Source organism: Paenibacillus sp. HW567, from assembly GCF_000374185.1.
Taxonomy (GTDB): domain Bacteria; phylum Bacillota; class Bacilli; order Paenibacillales; family Paenibacillaceae; genus Paenibacillus_AQ.
The window spans coordinates 630,920-647,966 of sequence record NZ_KB910518.1 but is presented as its reverse complement, the minus strand read 5'-3'; the positions used below and the strand labels follow the sequence as shown (position 1 = coordinate 647,966).

Below are 17,047 nucleotides of genomic sequence, written 5' to 3'. Positions count from 1 at the left end.
GGGAATATGTTGATCAGCCAATAAAGAAGAAACGGCTACGCCATCCTCAAAAGGACGGCGTAGCCGTTAATTGTCGGGCTTAACCTAAGCCTTGGCATTCTCTCCTGCAGCATCTGCCTTAAGCAGCGAAGGGGCGGACGAGAAGGTTTCCCCGGATACCGCAGGCAGCCGCACATCTGCCGTATCGGCGCCGAACAGGTGCCGGAAGACTTCCTCCACTGTATCCATTGGGATCACCCGCAGGGGGGCCAGATCGGCAAATAGCGATTGCCAGTTTTCTTTGGGAATGAGCACGGTTGTGGCTCCGGCCTGAAAAGCGGCTTCGACCTTGGCAATGACACCGCCCACCGGCTTCACCCGGCCATGAATGCCGATTTCGCCGGTGATGGCCACCGTGTTATCGACCGGCAGATGACGGATGGCCGAAACAATAGCAACCGCCATCGCCACCCCGGCGGAAGGCCCGTCAATCGGTGTGCCGCCGGGGAAATTCACATGCACATCATAACGGTCAGGCTCCAGATTCATGGAGCGCAGAACGGTCAGCACGTTCTCCACGGAGCCTTTGGCCATGCTCTTGCGCCGGATTGTCCGCGAACCACCGCGGGTTTCTTCTTCATCGACCACACCGGTAATGTTGAGTCTGCCCTGACCGCCCGAAGCCGGGGATGCTGTCACTTCAATCTCCAGCAGTGTGCCCATGCCGGGCCCGTACACGGCAAGACCATTGACAATGCCGATTTGCGGCGAGGTCGGAATCTTGCGTTCCGTCCGCAATGGCAGTTGGCTGCTGCTGGCCACCCACTCGACGTCGGCTGCACTCAAGGTGTCCCGCCCTTCCGTTAGCGCCAGTCCAGCCGCGAGCTGGATCATGTTAACCGCTTCCCGGCCATTCGTAGCATATTGCTGTACTACCGTTACTGCTTCAGGGCTTGGCTTCAGCCCGATCTTCTGGATCGCATCCTGCCCGATCACTGCAATCTCATCCGGCAGCAGGGGGCGGAAATAAATTTCCATGCACCGCGAGCGAAGTGCGGGTGATATTTCATCCGGCGAGCGGGTTGTAGCTCCTACCAGCCGGAAATCGGCCGGCAGGCCATTTTGAAAAATATCATGAATATAAGCCGGCGTATTGCTGTCCTCTGAATTGTAATAGGCGCTCTCCAGCAGCACCTTCCGGTCTTCCAGCACCTTAAGCAGCTTATTCATCTGAATCGGATGCAGCTCCCCGATCTCATCCAGGAACAGAATGCCCCCGTGCGCTTTGGTTACGGCTCCAGGCTTCGGCTGTGGAACACCTGCTACCCCCATAGCCCCTGCTCCCTGATAGATGGGGTCATGAACCGAACCGATCAGCGGATCGGCAATGCCGCGCTCGTCAAAACGTGCAGTTGTGGCATCAATTTCTGTAAATTTGGCATCGCTTTTGAAGGGAGACAGCGGGTTCTTTTTCGCTTCCTCCATCACTACACGCGCAGCCGCAGTTTTGCCGACACCCGGCGGGCCGTAAATAATAACGTGCTGCGGGTTGGCGCTGCATAGCGCCGCCTTCAGGGCGCGCAGCCCGTCCTTTTGCCCGACAATATCTGAAATGCTGGCTGGACGCGTCTTCTCTGAAAGCGGCTTGGTCAGGGAGATCATCCGCATTTTACGCAGCTTGTCCAGCTCCTTGCGCGACTCCCGGTCCACCGCCGTCTTGTTGGTCTTCTGTCCCCGCAGCAGATTCCAAAAATAAACGCCGATGACCAGCGCGAAAAAGAGCTGCACGATCATCAGCAATATACTTAATTCCATAGGTCATCCCTCCTGTTTCGTTCAGTCTACCTGTCCTGTATTTGGCTACTACTAGGTAGTATAGCCTTTTCGGTCATTCGTAAACGCCCGGGGAGCGGATTTATGGAAGAATAACGGAACATCAATGGATCAACATGGAGAATGGACTGTTCCAGAAAAGATGAGCGCGAGAATATGGCTGGCGGCAGCCGAATGGGACATCTGTTTTTCAGGAGTTGATCTATGCGGATTAATCGATCTCTGCCATGCCATCGTCATGATCTAAGGGGAATTCTTCCCCTTACTTAACGGATTCCCCCAAGTTGGTGTCAGTAAAGGGATTCATGCCCTTTAATTTCTGACTATAACTCAAAAAACAGAACAATCTCAGAGATTACCGGGTGTAATTCCCGCTACTCGTCAAAAAATAATCTTTTCAGCCAATTTAGAGGGAAGAAATCCTTTTATCTAATGCCTGACCATAGATAGACTTTGGAGTAATCAAACCTGAGCACTTGGACTTGCTCAATCCCAATAGTCCAGAACACCACGTGCCAGCTCATACCGTACCTTTCGGATTCCTGCACCGTGTCTGACCGGATTAAGCCAGCCTTTTTCGCACAGCTTGTTCAGCATATTCCGCACCGTCTTGGGGTCTAGTGAAAAATAATCAGCAACATCACGCGGCCGTACCGAACCAGATTGACGAATCACAAACCGAATAATTTCTCTCTCAGCAAGATGAGCTTTATCTACAGGTACAGCCGCACTCATATATCTACTTAGCACCATGCGCAATAGGGTAATGCACAACTCGGGACGCTGCTCAACATCATCATAGGCAAAAGATAGTACCTGGTAGCCCATCGCGCATAGAAAAGTCTCACGATTCAATTCATTACTGTACTTTTGTCTATCCATCTCTTTGACATGGGACGTGTAACCCTTGATCTCCAATAGTAATTTCACCGTTCCCGGTACAAAGGCAAAGTCGGCGAAATAAGATCGCCCACGCCAGTCCAAAACCTCGTATTCCGGATGCAGATCAGAGAAATTACCACGAAGTGGCCACCAAACCTTACGCAAAAATAATGCTTCTGCGTGACGATGCCCCCTATCCAGCCTCCCTCTCCGTTCCCCGGAACGACAGGTAAGGTGATATTGGATAAACTCCTCATACACTCGCTCATAATCCATATTGTTCCTCCTCAAAATAAAAAACGCCCATCACACCTCCGCATAATTACGGGGCAAGATGGGACGTTCTTCGTCACCTTAGTATGAGTTCGCATATTGCAATAAAACTCGCTAATGAGTTCAGTTTATATTAATTATCAGAGTTTCCCACTTGCACAGCCGGAGCCAGTCCTGCATGCTTGCGGCCCGGAATCTCACCGGTTTCTTCAAAATGAACTACGATCGCGTCGATCTCCTTCTTCAGCTCGGACACCAAGTCCGCTTCGGGAACCTTGCGGATCATCTTGCCGTAGCGGAACAGCAAGCCTTCTCCACGGGCACCAGCGATCCCGATGTCAGCTTCGCGTGCTTCGCCGGGGCCGTTGACAGCGCAGCCTAGTACGGATACCTTAATCGGCACCTTAAGCTTGGAAATATACTCCTCCACTTCATTCGCAATGGAGAAAAGATCAATATCCAGCCGTCCGCAGGTAGGGCAGGAGATCAGCGTAGGGGCATTAGAGATTAGACCGAAGGTCTTGAGCAGCTCACGCGCTACCTTTACCTCTTCGACCGGATCAGCGCTGAGCGAGATGCGTACAGTGCTGCCGATGCCCATTGAGAGCAGCGCACCGATGCCTGCGGAGCTCTTCACGGTCCCGGCGAACAAGGTGCCGGACTCGGTAATGCCCAGATGCAGCGGATATGGAATAACTTCTGCAGCTTTGCGGTAGGCTTCGATAGCCATCGGTACATCCGAGGCCTTAAGCGATACGATAATATCATGGAAATCGAGTTCTTCGAGAATCCCAATATGGAATAGAGCACTCTCTACCATAGCTTCCGGTGTTGGGTAACCATATTTTTCTAAAAGATGACTCTCCAAAGAACCGGCATTTACACCGATACGAATGGGAATTCCTTTCTCCTTGCAGGCCTTCACCACAGCTTCCACTTTGTCACGGCGTCCGATGTTGCCCGGATTGATACGCACCTTGTCGATGCCGTTCTCTATGGCAAGCAAGGCCAGCTTATAGTTGAAATGAATATCCGCCACAAGCGGGATATGAATTTGCTTCTTGATCTCCTTGATTGCGGCAGCCGCCTCTTCGTTGTTGACGGTCACACGGACAAGCTGGCAGCCCGCTTCTTCCAGACGCAGAATCTCGGCAACGGTAGCTTCGACATCAGCGGTTTTGGTCGTACACATGCTTTGAATCGCAACCTCGTTGTTTCCCCCAATAATCACTCCGCCAACATTGACGGGACGGGTCTGGTGTCTCAAGAACATGGTTTTCTCCCCCATAACGATCAAAGCTCCACCCTCCCCGATCCCGCAGTAAAACGGGGCAAGCGGAAGAGAGGTGGAGACAGTGAATTGTATTGTACAAGTAGTAACGGCTTAGGCGCTTTCCTCTTTTTTCTTGTCTTTCTTGAGGCTTAGCTCAGGCAGGGACTTCTCTTGAACAACCTGCTCTGTAATCACGCAATCCTTAATATCATCACGCGAAGGAACCTCATACATGACATCCAGCATAATGCTCTCAATAATGGCACGAAGTCCTCGGGCACCCGTGTTGCGTTTGATCGCTTCTTTGGCAATGGCTTCAAGGGCTTTAGGTTCAAACTTCAGCGCTACATTGTCCATTTCCAGCAGCTTGATATACTGCTTCGTGAGCGCGTTCTTTGGCTCGGACAGAATGCGCACCAGCGTGCTCTCATCCAGCGGCTCCAGCGTTGAGATCACCGGCAAACGGCCGACAAATTCAGGGATCAGACCGAACTTGAGCAGATCCTCCGGCAATACCATTGAGAGGTATTCGCCAGTTTTGAGTTCCTTCTGACCTTCAACAGCCGCGTTGAAGCCGATGACTTTTTTGCCGATACGGCGTTTAATCATTTGCTCCAGGCCGTCAAAAGCACCGCCCACGATAAACAAAATGTTCGTAGTATCAATCTGAATAAATTCCTGATGAGGATGCTTGCGGCCGCCTTGTGGGGGTACAGAAGCTACAGTGCCTTCCAGAATCTTCAGCAGCGCCTGCTGTACACCTTCACCGGAAACGTCACGGGTAATGGACGGGTTCTCGGATTTGCGTGCCACTTTATCAATTTCATCAATATAGATGATGCCGCGTTCGGCCTTTTCCACATCGTAATCGGCAGCCTGGATTAACTTCAGCAGGATATTCTCTACATCCTCGCCGACATAACCCGCTTCCGTAAGGGAAGTTGCATCCGCAATGGCAAAGGGAACGTTGATGATTTTTGCCATAGTCTGCGCCAGCAATGTCTTACCTGAACCCGTTGGACCGAGCAGCAAAATGTTGCTCTTCGTCAGTTCAACATCTTCAATCTTGCTCTGGCTGTTAACACGTTTGTAGTGATTATATACGGCAACGGAGAGCGATTTCTTCGCCTGCTCCTGGCCAATGACGTATTGATCGAGAATGTCACGGATTTCCTTCGGTTTCGGAATGTCCTTAAGGTCCAGCTCTTCCTCGTGGCCCAGCTCTTCTTCCACGATTTCCGTGCACAGCTCGATGCATTCATCACATATATAAACGCCCGGTCCAGCAACAAGCTTACGAACCTGCTCTTGGGATTTGCCGCAAAAAGAACATTTCAACTGCCCTTTTTCATCATTAAATTTAAACATCTAACCACCCCTTAGGATTTGATCGGTGAAGAGAGTACCTGGTCAATAAGCCCGTATTCCTTCGCTTCTTCCGCGCTCATAAAGTTGTCTCGGTCCGTATCGCGTTCGATTTTGTCAAGGGGCTGACCTGTGCGATCCACATATATTTGATTCAGCTTCTGTCTCGTTTTGAGAATCCAGTCGGTATGAATCCAGATATCGGATGCTTGCCCCTGAACGCCGCCGAGCGGCTGGTGTATCATTACTTCACTATTAGTCAGCGCATATCTCTTGCCTGGAGCCCCAGCCGTAAGCAGCAGCGATCCCATGCTTGCCGCCATGCCTACGCAAATTGTTGACACATCCGGTTTGATGTATTGCATTGTATCATATATACCCATGCCGGCTGTCACAGAACCACCGGGCGAGTTGATGTACAGGTGAATGTCTTTTTCGGGGTCATCTGCTGCCAGGAACAGCAATTGGGCAATAACCAGATTGGCGACATCATCGTCAATCGCATTGCTTAGGAAAATGATACGGTCCTTGAGCAATCTGGAATAGATATCGTATGACCGTTCTCCCCGACTTGTTGATTCCACAACCATTGGTACCAGACTCATGCCACCAACCTCTTTTCTCTGTACAGATTAGTCTATCCGTTTCAGAAATATTTTAACACGTTCAAGGCGCTATGTCATTTTTTCACTGCTGCATAAAATCACATTGTTCATGTGCATGCCATTATAGCGCAATTCCCGGCATAAAGCCAATTTTGCAGTTATGTACCAATATATTCTACCCGGCGATAAAAATAAGGCACGTAACAGAGATTACGTGCCTTATCTATATTTATGGAGGCCATCCTGCCGGCCGCTCTAGGTAAACTATCACCCCGGAAGAGTGTTACTCAGCGCTCGCTTCTACTTGTGCAGCTTCTTCAGTTACTGCTGGAGCTTCAATCTCAACGCTGTTCTCTACGAGGAAATCAATGGTCTTGCGCAAAGAAATCTCATCGTTCAAGCTGTTCAGGGAACCATTAGCCGCCAGAATGCTGCGGATCTCTTCAGCGGAACGCTTGAAGGATTCAGCCATAGAAGCAAGCTCCTGATTCACTTCTTCTTCGGAAACTTCAATCTTCTCTTCCTTCGCAATTACTTCAAGCACCAGGTTGTTGCGGACGCGCTTCTCGGCATCGCCTTTCATCTGGCTCTCAAGGTCTTCACGGGTTTGGCCGGAGAAGCTGAGGAACATGTCCATGTTCATGCCTTGCTGACGAAGACGGTTGTCGAAATCGCGAACCATGTTCTGAACTTCACTGCTGATCATCGCTTCAGGAATTTCAACCTCTGCATTAGCTGCCGCTGCGTCTACCACTGCAGTTTCGCGGGCGCCTTTGAGCTCATCCTGCTTGCGGGATTCCAGTTGTGCCTTCAGGTCAGCCTTGTATTCTTCCAGCGTGTCAAATTCGCTTACATCCTTAGCAAATTCATCATCCAGAGCAGGAAGCTGTTTGCGTTTGATTTCATGCAGCTTTACTTTGAATACAGCAGGTTTACCGGCAAGGTGCTCCGCATGGTAAGTTTCAGGGAAAGTAACTTCAACATCCTTGAAATCTCCAGTGGACATGCCTACTACTTGATCTTCGAATCCAGGAATGAAGGAATTGCTTCCCAGCTCCAGGGAATGACGTTCAGCCTTTCCGCCTTCGAATGGCACGCCATCCACAGATCCGTCAAAGTCGATTATTGCGATATCGCCGCTTACTGCAGCTTCATCTTCAACGACAACAAGCTCAGCATGACGCTCCTGCAGACGTTTCAGTTCAGCACCGAGTTCTTCTTCAGTAACTTCAGCCTTTTGTACCGGTACTTCAAGGCCTTTGTACTGACCCAAAGTCACTTCAGGCTTAACGGTGATCTTTGCTTTGAAGATGAACGCTTGGCCTTTGGCGAATTGCTCGATGTCCACTTCCGGACGGTCTACAGGGAAGATATCGGTTTGTTCAACCGCTTCACTGTAAACTTCAGGAAGAAGAATATCAATGGCGTCCTGGTACAGGCTTTCCACACCAAAACGGGATTCAAAAATTGGCCGTGGCACTTTGCCTTTACGGAAACCAGGCACGTTAGCTTTCTTAACTACTTTATTAAAAGCTTTGTCGAGTGCTGCAGCTACGCGTTCTGCTCCTACTTCGACTTCAAGAACTCCAAGGTTCTTCTCTATTTTTTCCCAGGTTGCTTTCATAATATACTTTTCCCTCCAAAAATAGGTTACATGTTCACTTACTAATAATCACACAATTCACGCACAGAATAACCATTATATTATATACAACATTACTCTATTTATCAAGTAGAGAACTCTTTACAAATCCCTTGAGAGAGCGGTATGCCCCCTCGAATTGAAAGCGCATGCTGCCTGTTATCCCGTACATTGTACGGGTCTCCTCCTCCTGCCGGTTCCCGTTCAGACTCTCGGACACCATCTGATGCAGCGCACCCGCCCAAATGTCGAGCCGAGCGTCTTCTCCGTCCAGCAGCTTGCGGTATTCATCGGAGCCGTAGATCGACATTATGAACTGCCCCCAAAGCTCCTGGGCAAAATAGTACAGCGCAGGTTCGTGCACCTCTGCCTGTTCAGCCACCCGTTCCAGGACCTGGCTGACCTGCGGCGGGAACTCCTCATTGGTCAACGGCACTGTTTCGATCTCAACGTATGCCGTTTCGGCCCCGCGGGCTAGCCCGATAATCCCCTGTGCCCCGCGGCGGCGGAGAGTCTGCAGCGTGCGGAATTGCAGCAGCGGATGAACCGCAGCCTGCTGCAGCCAGCCAGTGAGTGATTCGTCGATATGGCCGCCCTCCAGATACGAAAGCTGCTCCAGCGCCAGAATGGTCGACTCGGACAAAGGTTCGTTCATTACCCGCTGCAATAGCTTGCCCTGATATTCCGAATCCTCTTCGAGCTTGGATTTGGCCAGAATCCGGGCCATGTCTTCTTCCTTGAGATCCTGTTCACCGCCTTGAGCTTCAGCTTCTGCATCTCCGTCATGGGCAGCATAGGGAAATGCCGACTCCAGCCACTCTAAAAGCGACTGCCATTCCTGGTAGTGCCGCTCTTCCTGTCCCTGGCATTGCAGCAAAAAACGCAGCAGTTCCATCGCTTCCCCGTAGCGTTCACTCTCCAGCATTACCGTTAACTGGATCTGATAGTAATCCAGCGTTTTCGGAAACAGCACGATATTCTCTTTGGCGGGGGAATTCGAATGATTAATGAGGGCACCTCCTTTTCACCGAACCTTAATCAATTGTAGATTATAGCATATCCCTGCGCAGTTTCAAAAAAACAAGTTGAAAAAAACAAACATATATGATAACATATTTTTTGCTTGCTTTTCAGTCTTATCTTATGTCCCGGTAGCTCAGCTGGATAGAGCATGCGCCTTCTAAGCGCACGGTCGGGGGTTCGAATCCCTTCCGGGACGTCACAGAACAGCCTTCCTTCGGGAAGGCTGTTTGTGCGTCCGGGGGATGAGAACCCCTTAGGTTCGTTGAAGCATAGGCTTCGTTAGCACACGCTTCGCAATCAGCCCGTTCGGGCTGTATCCCTTCCGGGACGTCACAGAGCAGCCTTCCTTCGGGAAGGCTGTTTGTGCGTCTGGGGATGAGAACCCCTTGGGTTCGTTGGAGCATAGGCTTCGTTACCACACGCTTCGCAATCAGCACGTTCGGGCTGTATCCCTTCCGAAACGTCACAGAGCAGCCTTCCTTCGGGAGGGCTGTTTGTGCGTCCGGGGGATGAGAACCCCCTGGGGGCGTTGGAGCATCTGCTTCGAGAGCGTTCACCCTATTTACCAGGTAACTGATCCCCACTTTACCCCTCCTCACTCCAACAACGGCATTTCTACCGTTATTTCTGGTCGGACAAGCCTATCTTGGTTCAACAACAACATTTTTGCCGTTATTTCTGATCAAACCATCCACTCTTCGCTCCAATAGCGGCATTTCTGCTATTATTTCAGATCGAACCAACCTATCTTACGGTCTTCCTTTCGTTTGTTCATTTCGTAAACGATAACCTGGCAGGCGTACTTCTTTGATTGTATTTTTTACAATAGAATTAATAAAATTAACGTTCTACTCTCGTTCTACTGCACTTTATGCAATGAAAAATCCTAAACCTGCCTCCAAATGACTGTAACCGATATTTGACTGTACAAAGTACAACAGAACCGAAAAAAGCCTGGGATTCGTCGAAATCAATTGTAGAAAATGCATTAGATTGGTGAGACCTTTAGATTGGTGCCGTCGTCTAAGCCAAAGTGGGCCTAGAGTGACTCTAGAGCCTACCTAGAGTTTGCCTTGAGTCTGTATAGAATCTGTATAGAATCTGCCTAGAGTCGGCACACAGTCTCATACAGTTTCATACAGTTGCACCCCAACCTGAATTCTCGCCCTCCCCACCAAAAAAAACAGGCTGTCAACCGTGAATGGTCCACGGCTGGCGGCCTGCGTTATGCCTAACTTGTATATTCGCCCGGTCGTTCAGCGTCCCCGGCGGCGTCCGAGCCACAGCGGGAAGCGGAAGATGAAATTGATCAGCAGCACGACAAAGACAAGAACGGCTGCCGATCTGTCGGCGATCTGCCGCGCATCCTCGACAATAGCCTCGGATTGGACGTACCAGAGATGGACAGCCAGCGTCTCACCCGGCGAGAACAGGTTGAAGTCCCACATTTCTCCGGAGGTGCTGAGCCCTGCTGTCAGGATGATAACCGCCGACTCCCCGAAGGCGCGTCCGGCCACGAGGCAGACGCCTGTTACGATAGCCGGCATGGCTACCGGCAGCACAACCTTGCGGATGACATGGAACTTGGTCATGCCAAGCGCATACCCGGCTTCGCGGATGTCACCGGGAACGGCGCGGATGGCTTCCTCTGTGACCCGGGCCAGCATCGGCAGGTTGAGCAGCGCCAGGCTGACGCCCCCGCCCAGAATCGTCAGGCCGATATCGAAATATTCAGCGAAGATCGCAAGACCCAGCAGCCCGAACACAATGGAAGGGACGGAAGACAGCGACTCCACACAGATGCGCAGTGTAGCGGTAAAACGGTTATCCGGCGCATATTCTGCCATATAGATGCCCGCCCCAATCCCGATAGGAATGGAGATCAAGAGCGAGATGAACAGAATATAGAAGGAGTTGAAGAGCACCGGTCCAATCCCGCCTCCGGCATCAATTTCTTCCGGCTGCTTGATCAGGAAATCCGGTCTGAGTGAAGGCAGACCTTTGCTCAGAATGGAATAGAGCAGCCAGAATATCAGCAGCATAACAAGTGCGCCGAGTGTATAAAAGGCGATTGTGGCTATTTTATTATTGCGCTGCGAGCGAGCACTTTGGCGTGTACGTGTGAAATTCATGCCGCATCTCTCCTTTTCCGGCCCAGCACACGGATGATCAGAATCAGCACAAACGAGATGAGCAGCAGCAGGAAGGCCATCATATGCAGTGCATAGTTCCAGGTGGAGTCAAATTCCACGTTGGAGATTTGCATGACGATGTTGCTGGTCAGCACGGAAGACGGAGTGAACAGCGTTTTTGCTAGCTGCGGGGTGTTGCCGATAACCATAACGACAGCCATTGTCTCCCCGATTGCACGGGTCATGCCGAGAATAACCGCCGAGATGATCCCTCTGTTGGCTGCAGGGAGGACTACACGCATAATGACCTGCAGACGGGTGGAGCCTAGCGCATAGGCGGCATCGCGGTATTTACGCGGAACGGCAACGATGGCATCATCGCTGATCCGGCAAATGGTCGGCAGCACCATCAGCGCCAGCACGAGAGCTGCGGCAAGCAGCCCGTCTCCCAGACCCTCCCCGCTGACTCTGCGCAGAAACGGCAGCAGCACGGTCAAGCCCAGATAGCCGTATACTATAGAAGGAATACCAACAAGCAAATCGAGCACCGGCCGGATAAAGCTCTTCATCCATTTCGGTGCGATCTCCGCACATAGCACAGCCATTCCTACGGAAATGGGCACAGCAATGAGCAGCGTCAAGGCTGTCAGCGATAATGTATTTACAATAAAGGCAGCAGCTCCAAAGGCATCCTCTTCCGGTGACCAATTGAACGAGAAGAAGAAGTCCAGCGGCGAGATGTTCGCGAACAGAAGCAGTGCCGTTTTGCCGATGAATACAATAACAAGTCCAAGCACTACACAAAGCGCCAGGATACTAAATAGAAAATAATAGCGGGATAATGTGTTGCTGAACAGATGCCTTCTGTGGCGTTTGGCGCTTAAGCCGCCTTCCGCGAGGCTTTTTTGTGCACTTGATGCCAGGTTGTGGACCGGTGCCCCCATACTTTCCCTCCTAATAAGCGGCCACCCCCGTAAATTACGGAGCTGGCCGCTGTTGCCGTTCATTATACATTCAATCTGTCTTAAGATTGGGGGTTAGCCCTTCATTGCTGCGATTGGGATAAATTTAAGCTTCTTCAGGGAACCCTGCTGGAACTTTTTGCTTTGTACATAATCAATGAATGCTTTGGTTGCGCCGGTAGGCTGACCTTTGGTCATGTAGTAACCGTAAGCCCAAATCTTATAGGAACCGTTGATTACATTGTCAGTGCTGGCTTCAACGCCGTTGAATTTCACAGCTTTGATGTCGCCGCCAGTTACATACACAAGGTCAATGTAGCCGATAGCATTAGGTGTAGTAGCAACGGCAGTCTTCATGTCACCGCTGGAGCCGGCTTCTTTGTAGTTCTTTTCTTTCTTCACGATATCTCCGCCAGCCAGAGCTTTAGCCTGGTAGTTAACGCGAGTACCGGAACCGAAAGCACGTGTGATTACGATAATATCGGCATCCGAACCGCCAACCTCTTTCCAGTTCGTGATTTTACCGGAGAAGATCCCTTTCAATTGATCGGTGGTCAGGTTGTCTACACCAACATTTTTGTTAACAATAGTAGCAAAAGGAATAACCGCTACTTTGTTGGCTACTTGTCCGTCAAAGGCTTTGAAGCCCGGAACGTCCATACTGGCATCCCAGTCGCAAGCGCCGATGTCGGCAATGCCCTTCTTCACAGCCTGCGGTCCAGTTACGGAACCTTTACCGGAAGCGGCGATTTTTACTTTAGGGTGAAGCTTCTGGAATTCCTTAGCGGCCTGAAGCGTCAACGGAAGTAGCGCCGTAGAGCCGTTAACTGTGATTTTACCTTTGAGTGAATCGGCTGCTGCCGCAATTCCTGCAAAGGATGCAGTAACCGCAATGACTGCAGTCAGTGCTGTAACTGTGAATTTTTTGAAAAGCTTCATGAATAATTTCTCCTCTCGGCGGTTGCGCCGTTATATTATGTGAATGATGCCTGGTCGCCTTACTTATTTGGTGAGCTGTACAGTTTTGCCGCCCTGAATCAAAAGCACTTTGCCGTCACTGACGATAGCAAGCTTGCTGCCGTCATGCGTTGCAGATACTTCCGATACATCTTCGCTTGTATGGAACAGTTGGGTTTTATCCCCGTTAGCATTAATGGAATAGATTGTTGTGCTTCCGTCTGCTGCCGTACCGGATACAATCAGGCCTGAGGTTGTTCCAGCAGCCCATAAAGCTTCAACATCAAGAGTGATATTGGAGATTTTGCCGTCAGTCCCAATGGATTTCAGGGTGTTGGCTGCATTGCCGTCCGGATCTGCGCTCAAGTACACCACGTTGCCATTTGCAAGAATTTCAGGATACAGCTTGTTATCCAGTTCTGTAGTCAGGGCTACAGGCTTAGCATCCTTAGTGGCGAGGTCCAGCTTGTACAACTGCTCTCCGGCTTTGCTGTAGTCGACGGAAAGTGAATCCTCTGTGCTGTCTGCATCGTTCTTGGCTACGCCGGTTACGTTAACGATGTACACGGCATTTTTACCATCGGCAGAAACACGCAGCTCCGATTTGTTCTCCACCTTGTCTTCAAGAACAGTTTTTACTGCACCCGTCTCTAGGGAGACTTGTGCGATTTTCTCTTGCTTGTCGCCTTGCAGGAAATAGATCGTTTTGCCGTCTTCAGACCAGACCAGATCCGTCTTCACGCTGGTATCAGTACCCAGAGAGGAAATCGCTCCGCTGGCAAGGTTGATCAGCTTCAACTGGCCTGTCTCATCTGAGAACGCGCCCCACTTCTGGTCAGCGGAAACGACGAAATCAAGTGCGCTTTCGTTGGAAGAGAAGACTTCATAGTCGCCAGGATATTCGCTGAACTTAATGAGCTGTGCAGTATCGGAATCGCTTTTGTTCGCGATCACATTTCCGTTAGCGTTCCAGTTCAGGGTATCAAACAGGCCTTCCGGACGGGCAAAGCTCAGAATGCTCTGATCATCCGCCTGCAATTCGCCGCCAAGCGCAAGAACCAGCTTAGTCAGCTCTACGTAGACTTTGCCATTATGACTTACAGGAGCAACCGTGAATTGCTGTGCCGCACCATCAACTTGATAGCTTTTTGCACCTGTATTAATTTGTACAGTATGTAGCCCTTTGCTGTCATACAGCTCAAACCCGTTACTGTTCAGAATCAATTTGGCGCCAAGCTCTCCCGCGACCTGGCTTAACGAATACAGCTTGTAACCGCCGCTGTTAATTGTGCTAAGAGTAACTGACGTTCCGTTCACAGTCCAAGTAGTGCTGCCTTCCTTAACCGCTTCGGTCTTGACTGCGGCAGCGCTAGCGCTCGTGCTTGTTGCCAAAATACTTCCTGCGCCCCCTGTTACCAGAAGTGCTGAAGCCAAAGCCGCGCTGAACCATTTACTATTTCTCAATTAGATTCACCCTTTTCCTATAGGTAACTGCTAATGTTATTTTCATCTACGAATGTCAAATCTGTTCAAGAGGAATGTTATGGAAATATTAACTGTGTAAAAAGAAGCGGCTGCATCGTCCAATCCCGGACAACGAGCCGCTTCAGCACACGGATACCGATTTAATTGTCACACAACAAACTGGGCTAAATTGTTAATTTACAATCCAAGTAACGATAATCTCAGCACCGCCGGGTTTCGAGTCTGAACTGCTGCCAATAATGGAATACGAATAGGCGCCCGAAACTTTACCGTTAATAATGATGTTGTTCCGGTCTACAATCTGAGTTCCGCGTTTCAGCTTCTTGTCGTTTACATATTTTTGATATGTAGTTCCAAGTTCGGCCATACTCTGCTCTGTCTCATAGACCAGCATGGAGGATTTCTTTCCGTCCACAAGCTTGCCCTCTGTAAAGGTAATGCCGGCACCCGCCGGTATCGGCAAATCTCCGGGAAGATATTCAGCTTTGCTTACACTCTCCTGGGCTATGGTACGGAAATGTCCTTGGTCCGCCCCACTGCCGGAGCCGCTGCACGCACTTAGCCCCGCCGCAGTCAACAGTATGAGCAGGGGAAGAGCAAGCTTCTTCTGAGCCATCATCGAAACCTCCTCCAGATTTAGGTGAAATCATCCAAGCTGCACTCTTATCCATAGTTACCCGTAATTTCCACTAAAGAAAACCTCAATCATTAAAATTTGAAAAGCATTTTCTGCACATGCTTATTCAAAAAAAGAAATTTACATTTACCACAGATTCACCTACAATAATGAGTGAGTACTCACTCACGTTCATGCTTATGGAATGGAGGAGATTATTATGAATCAGGGAAACGATGTTATCACTGTAGACCATGCCGGCAGAGCTTTCGGCAATAAAGAGGTGCTGAAGGATATTTCGCTCCGGGTTGAGCAAGCGGAAACTTTCGGCATCCTTGGCCCTTCCGGCTCCGGCAAAACCACACTGGTGAAGCTGCTGATCGGTATCGACGAGGTATCCACAGGCGAGGTGCATGTGCTGGGTGTCAAAATGCCCCGCTTAGCGATGCTGCACCAAATCGGCTATATGGCGCAATCCGATGCGCTGTATACGGAATTAAGCGCAAAAGAAAATCTGGAGTTTTTCGCTGCCCTCTACGGATTAAAAGGCGGGAACCGCACCCGCCGCATTGCCGATGTAATGGAAATCGTTAACCTGCAGGAGCATTTGCATAAACGGGTGGACCAATACTCCGGGGGGATGAAACGCCGTTTGTCACTGGCCATCGCCCTGCTGCATGAGCCGCCGCTGCTGATTCTTGATGAGCCTACGGTTGGCATTGATCCGCTGCTTCGCCAGTCGATCTGGAAAGAGCTGAAGGCACTGAACGGGAAAGGCACAACCATTGTGCTGACCACCCACGTCATGGATGAAGCTGAAAAATGTGACCGGCTGGCAATGATCCGCGATGGGAGGCTGCTGGCAGTTGACACTCCGGCAGGAATGCTGGCTACGACAGGCTCGGCTACACTTGAGGAAGCTTTTCTATATTATGGAGGTATCCGGCGATGAGAGTACGTGCGATCACTCTGCGAATCCTGAAGCAATTCATTCATGATAAAAGAACGATGGCGCTGATGTTCATCGCCCCCCTGCTGGTGCTCAGCCTGATGAGCCTGGTCTTCAACGGCAACGCCTATGAGCCGAAGATCGGTCTGTCCGCCGAAGCCGCTCCATTCCGAGGTGCACTTGAAGCGCAAAACGCTACGGTTACGGAGTATGCATCGGTGGAGCAAGGCAATGCCGCGCTGACGGATGGCAAGCTTGATGCTTTCATTTCCACCCAGGGCCAGACCCCACAAGTGCTGCTGGAAGGCAGCAACCCTACCGCTAACCGCGCAGTGATGCTGGCGCTGCAGGAAGCGCTGCAGAGTCTGAAGCCCCCGGTTGGCGGGCAAGACACCCTTCAGCCGCAGATCAGCTATTTATACGGATCTGAAGACATGAAGACCATCGACCGCTTCGGTCCGATTATGATTGGGGTATTTGTCTTTTTCTTCGTCTTCCTGATTGCCGGTGTCTCCTTTCTGCGGGAGCGGACGACCGGAACCCTGGAGCGCCTGCTCTCCACTCCGCTTAAGCGCTGGGAGATTGTCATCGGCTATGTCTGCGGCTTCGGGATATTCACCGTGTTCCAGGCGCTATTAATCTCCTGGTTCTCCATCCAGGTGCTTGGGATTATGATGGCCGGAAGCTTCGGTTATGTGCTGCTCCTAACGCTGCTGCTGTCGATGTCGGCGCTGACGCTGGGCACGCTGCTCTCGGCTTTTGCCGCCAATGAGCTGCAAATGATCCAATTCATTCCTCTGGTCATTGTGCCGCAGATCTTCCTGAGCGGATTGTTCCCGCTGGATACTCTTCCCCTATGGCTGCAGCGGATTGGACTTGCGACGCCGATCTATTACGGCTCGGAAGCGCTGATGAATATCATGATCCGCGGCAAAGGCTGGAGCTCCATCGACCTGGATATCTATGCCCTGATCGGCTTTTCCCTGCTGTTCATGGTGCTCAATGTGCTGGCCCTGCGCAAACACCGCAAAATGTAAACTTCCGACTCCCTGTGATAAAATACAGTGAATG

14 protein-coding genes and 1 tRNA gene are annotated in these 17,047 nt (G+C 50.7%); 3 read left to right on the top strand and 12 right to left on the bottom strand.

What is annotated here, in order from left to right; all coding sequences use genetic code 11:
* Nucleotides 1-84: 84 nt before the first annotated feature.
* The 7 genes from lonB to B212_RS0103120 all read right to left on the bottom strand — a co-directional run bounded on the left by lonB (nt 85) and on the right by B212_RS0103120 (nt 8,825).
* Entirely contained in the window at nt 85-1,794 is a 1,710-nt protein-coding gene (gene lonB, locus B212_RS0103150) for an ATP-dependent protease LonB (protein WP_019908903.1), read from the bottom strand.
* A 504-nt stretch (nt 1,795-2,298) separates the two neighbouring features.
* Nucleotides 2,299-2,970, bottom strand: a complete 672-nt coding sequence (locus tag B212_RS0103145) for a BlaI/MecI/CopY family transcriptional regulator (RefSeq protein ID WP_019908902.1) — start codon at nt 2,968-2,970, stop codon at nt 2,299-2,301.
* A gap of 130 nt (nt 2,971-3,100) precedes the next feature.
* A complete protein-coding gene (gene ispG / locus B212_RS0103140) occupies nt 3,101-4,240 on the bottom strand; it encodes a flavodoxin-dependent (E)-4-hydroxy-3-methylbut-2-enyl-diphosphate synthase (protein WP_036668821.1) in 1,140 nt (379 codons plus the stop codon).
* 111 nt (nt 4,241-4,351) lie between these two features.
* On the bottom strand, nt 4,352-5,608 hold the full coding sequence (gene clpX / locus B212_RS0103135) for an ATP-dependent protease ATP-binding subunit ClpX (protein ID WP_019908900.1): 1,257 nt from the start codon (nt 5,606-5,608) through the stop codon (nt 4,352-4,354).
* A gap of 11 nt (nt 5,609-5,619) precedes the next feature.
* Nucleotides 5,620-6,210 carry an ATP-dependent Clp endopeptidase proteolytic subunit ClpP gene (gene clpP, locus B212_RS0103130; RefSeq protein ID WP_019908899.1) on the bottom strand — a complete coding sequence of 197 codons (591 nt, stop codon included), beginning with the start codon at nt 6,208-6,210 and terminating at the stop codon, nt 5,620-5,622.
* Nucleotides 6,211-6,493: 283 nt separating this feature from the next.
* Complete coding sequence (gene tig / locus B212_RS0103125) at nt 6,494-7,834, bottom strand: trigger factor (protein ID WP_019908898.1); 1,341 nt, start codon at nt 7,832-7,834, stop codon at nt 6,494-6,496.
* Between the two features lie 97 nt (nt 7,835-7,931).
* The gene (locus tag B212_RS0103120; protein ID WP_019908896.1) at nt 7,932-8,825 is read right to left on the bottom strand and encodes a hypothetical protein; all 894 of its coding nucleotides are present in this window, start codon (nt 8,823-8,825) and stop codon (nt 7,932-7,934) included.
* Between the two features lie 172 nt (nt 8,826-8,997).
* On the opposite strand from B212_RS0103120, the gene B212_RS0103115 reads away from it, so the two are divergent.
* Nucleotides 8,998-9,071 (top strand) — tRNA-Arg (locus B212_RS0103115).
* A gap of 1,060 nt (nt 9,072-10,131) precedes the next feature.
* Here B212_RS0103115 and pstA read toward each other — a convergent pair.
* The 5 genes from pstA to B212_RS0103090 form a co-directional block, all read right to left on the bottom strand.
* Entirely contained in the window at nt 10,132-11,007 is an 876-nt protein-coding gene (pstA, locus tag B212_RS0103110; RefSeq protein WP_019908895.1) for a phosphate ABC transporter permease PstA, read from the bottom strand.
* The gene (pstC, locus tag B212_RS0103105) at nt 11,004-11,951 is read right to left on the bottom strand and encodes a phosphate ABC transporter permease subunit PstC (protein WP_019908894.1); all 948 of its coding nucleotides are present in this window, start codon (nt 11,949-11,951) and stop codon (nt 11,004-11,006) included. Before pstC ends, pstA begins: the two co-directional genes overlap by 4 nt.
* A 93-nt stretch (nt 11,952-12,044) precedes the next feature.
* Nucleotides 12,045-12,908 carry a phosphate ABC transporter substrate-binding protein gene (locus tag B212_RS0103100; protein ID WP_019908893.1) on the bottom strand — a complete coding sequence of 288 codons (864 nt, stop codon included), beginning with the start codon at nt 12,906-12,908 and terminating at the stop codon, nt 12,045-12,047.
* Nucleotides 12,909-12,971: 63 nt separating this feature from the next.
* Nucleotides 12,972-14,390, bottom strand: a complete 1,419-nt coding sequence (locus B212_RS0103095; protein ID WP_156830059.1) for a stalk domain-containing protein — start codon at nt 14,388-14,390, stop codon at nt 12,972-12,974.
* Nucleotides 14,391-14,583: 193 nt separating this feature from the next.
* Nucleotides 14,584-15,030 (bottom strand): hypothetical protein, encoded by a 447-nt coding sequence (locus B212_RS0103090; protein ID WP_198015824.1) that lies wholly within the window; start codon nt 15,028-15,030, stop codon nt 14,584-14,586.
* Nucleotides 15,031-15,247: 217 nt separating this feature from the next.
* On the opposite strand from B212_RS0103090, the gene B212_RS0103085 reads away from it, so the two are divergent.
* Complete coding sequence (locus B212_RS0103085; RefSeq protein ID WP_019908890.1) at nt 15,248-15,979, top strand: ABC transporter ATP-binding protein; 732 nt, start codon at nt 15,248-15,250, stop codon at nt 15,977-15,979.
* Entirely contained in the window at nt 15,976-17,013 is a 1,038-nt protein-coding gene (locus B212_RS0103080; RefSeq protein WP_019908889.1) for an ABC transporter permease, read from the top strand. The genes B212_RS0103085 and B212_RS0103080 overlap by 4 nt, the downstream gene beginning before the upstream one ends.
* Nucleotides 17,014-17,047: the final 34 nt, after the last annotated feature.

What these genes read in the sequence shown, in the direction of transcription:
- pstA (WP_019908895.1), bottom strand. Translation starts at nt 11,007, where the DNA reads ATGAATTTCACACGTACACGCCAAAGTGCTCGCTCGCAGCGCAATAAT.
- clpP (WP_019908899.1), bottom strand. Translation starts at nt 6,210, where the DNA reads ATGAGTCTGGTACCAATGGTTGTGGAATCAACAAGTCGGGGAGAACGG.
- B212_RS0103085 (WP_019908890.1), top strand. Translation starts at nt 15,248, where the DNA reads ATGAATCAGGGAAACGATGTTATCACTGTAGACCATGCCGGCAGAGCT.
- pstC (WP_019908894.1), bottom strand. Translation starts at nt 11,951, where the DNA reads ATGGGGGCACCGGTCCACAACCTGGCATCAAGTGCACAAAAAAGCCTC.
- B212_RS0103145 (WP_019908902.1), bottom strand. Translation starts at nt 2,970, where the DNA reads ATGGATTATGAGCGAGTGTATGAGGAGTTTATCCAATATCACCTTACC.
- B212_RS0103080 (WP_019908889.1), top strand. Translation starts at nt 15,976, where the DNA reads ATGAGAGTACGTGCGATCACTCTGCGAATCCTGAAGCAATTCATTCAT.
- clpX (WP_019908900.1), bottom strand. Translation starts at nt 5,608, where the DNA reads ATGTTTAAATTTAATGATGAAAAAGGGCAGTTGAAATGTTCTTTTTGC.
- ispG (WP_036668821.1), bottom strand. Translation starts at nt 4,240, where the DNA reads ATGTTCTTGAGACACCAGACCCGTCCCGTCAATGTTGGCGGAGTGATT.
- lonB (WP_019908903.1), bottom strand. Translation starts at nt 1,794, where the DNA reads ATGGAATTAAGTATATTGCTGATGATCGTGCAGCTCTTTTTCGCGCTG.
- tig (WP_019908898.1), bottom strand. Translation starts at nt 7,834, where the DNA reads ATGAAAGCAACCTGGGAAAAAATAGAGAAGAACCTTGGAGTTCTTGAA.
- B212_RS0103090 (WP_198015824.1), bottom strand. Translation starts at nt 15,030, where the DNA reads ATGATGGCTCAGAAGAAGCTTGCTCTTCCCCTGCTCATACTGTTGACT.
- B212_RS0103100 (WP_019908893.1), bottom strand. Translation starts at nt 12,908, where the DNA reads ATGAAGCTTTTCAAAAAATTCACAGTTACAGCACTGACTGCAGTCATT.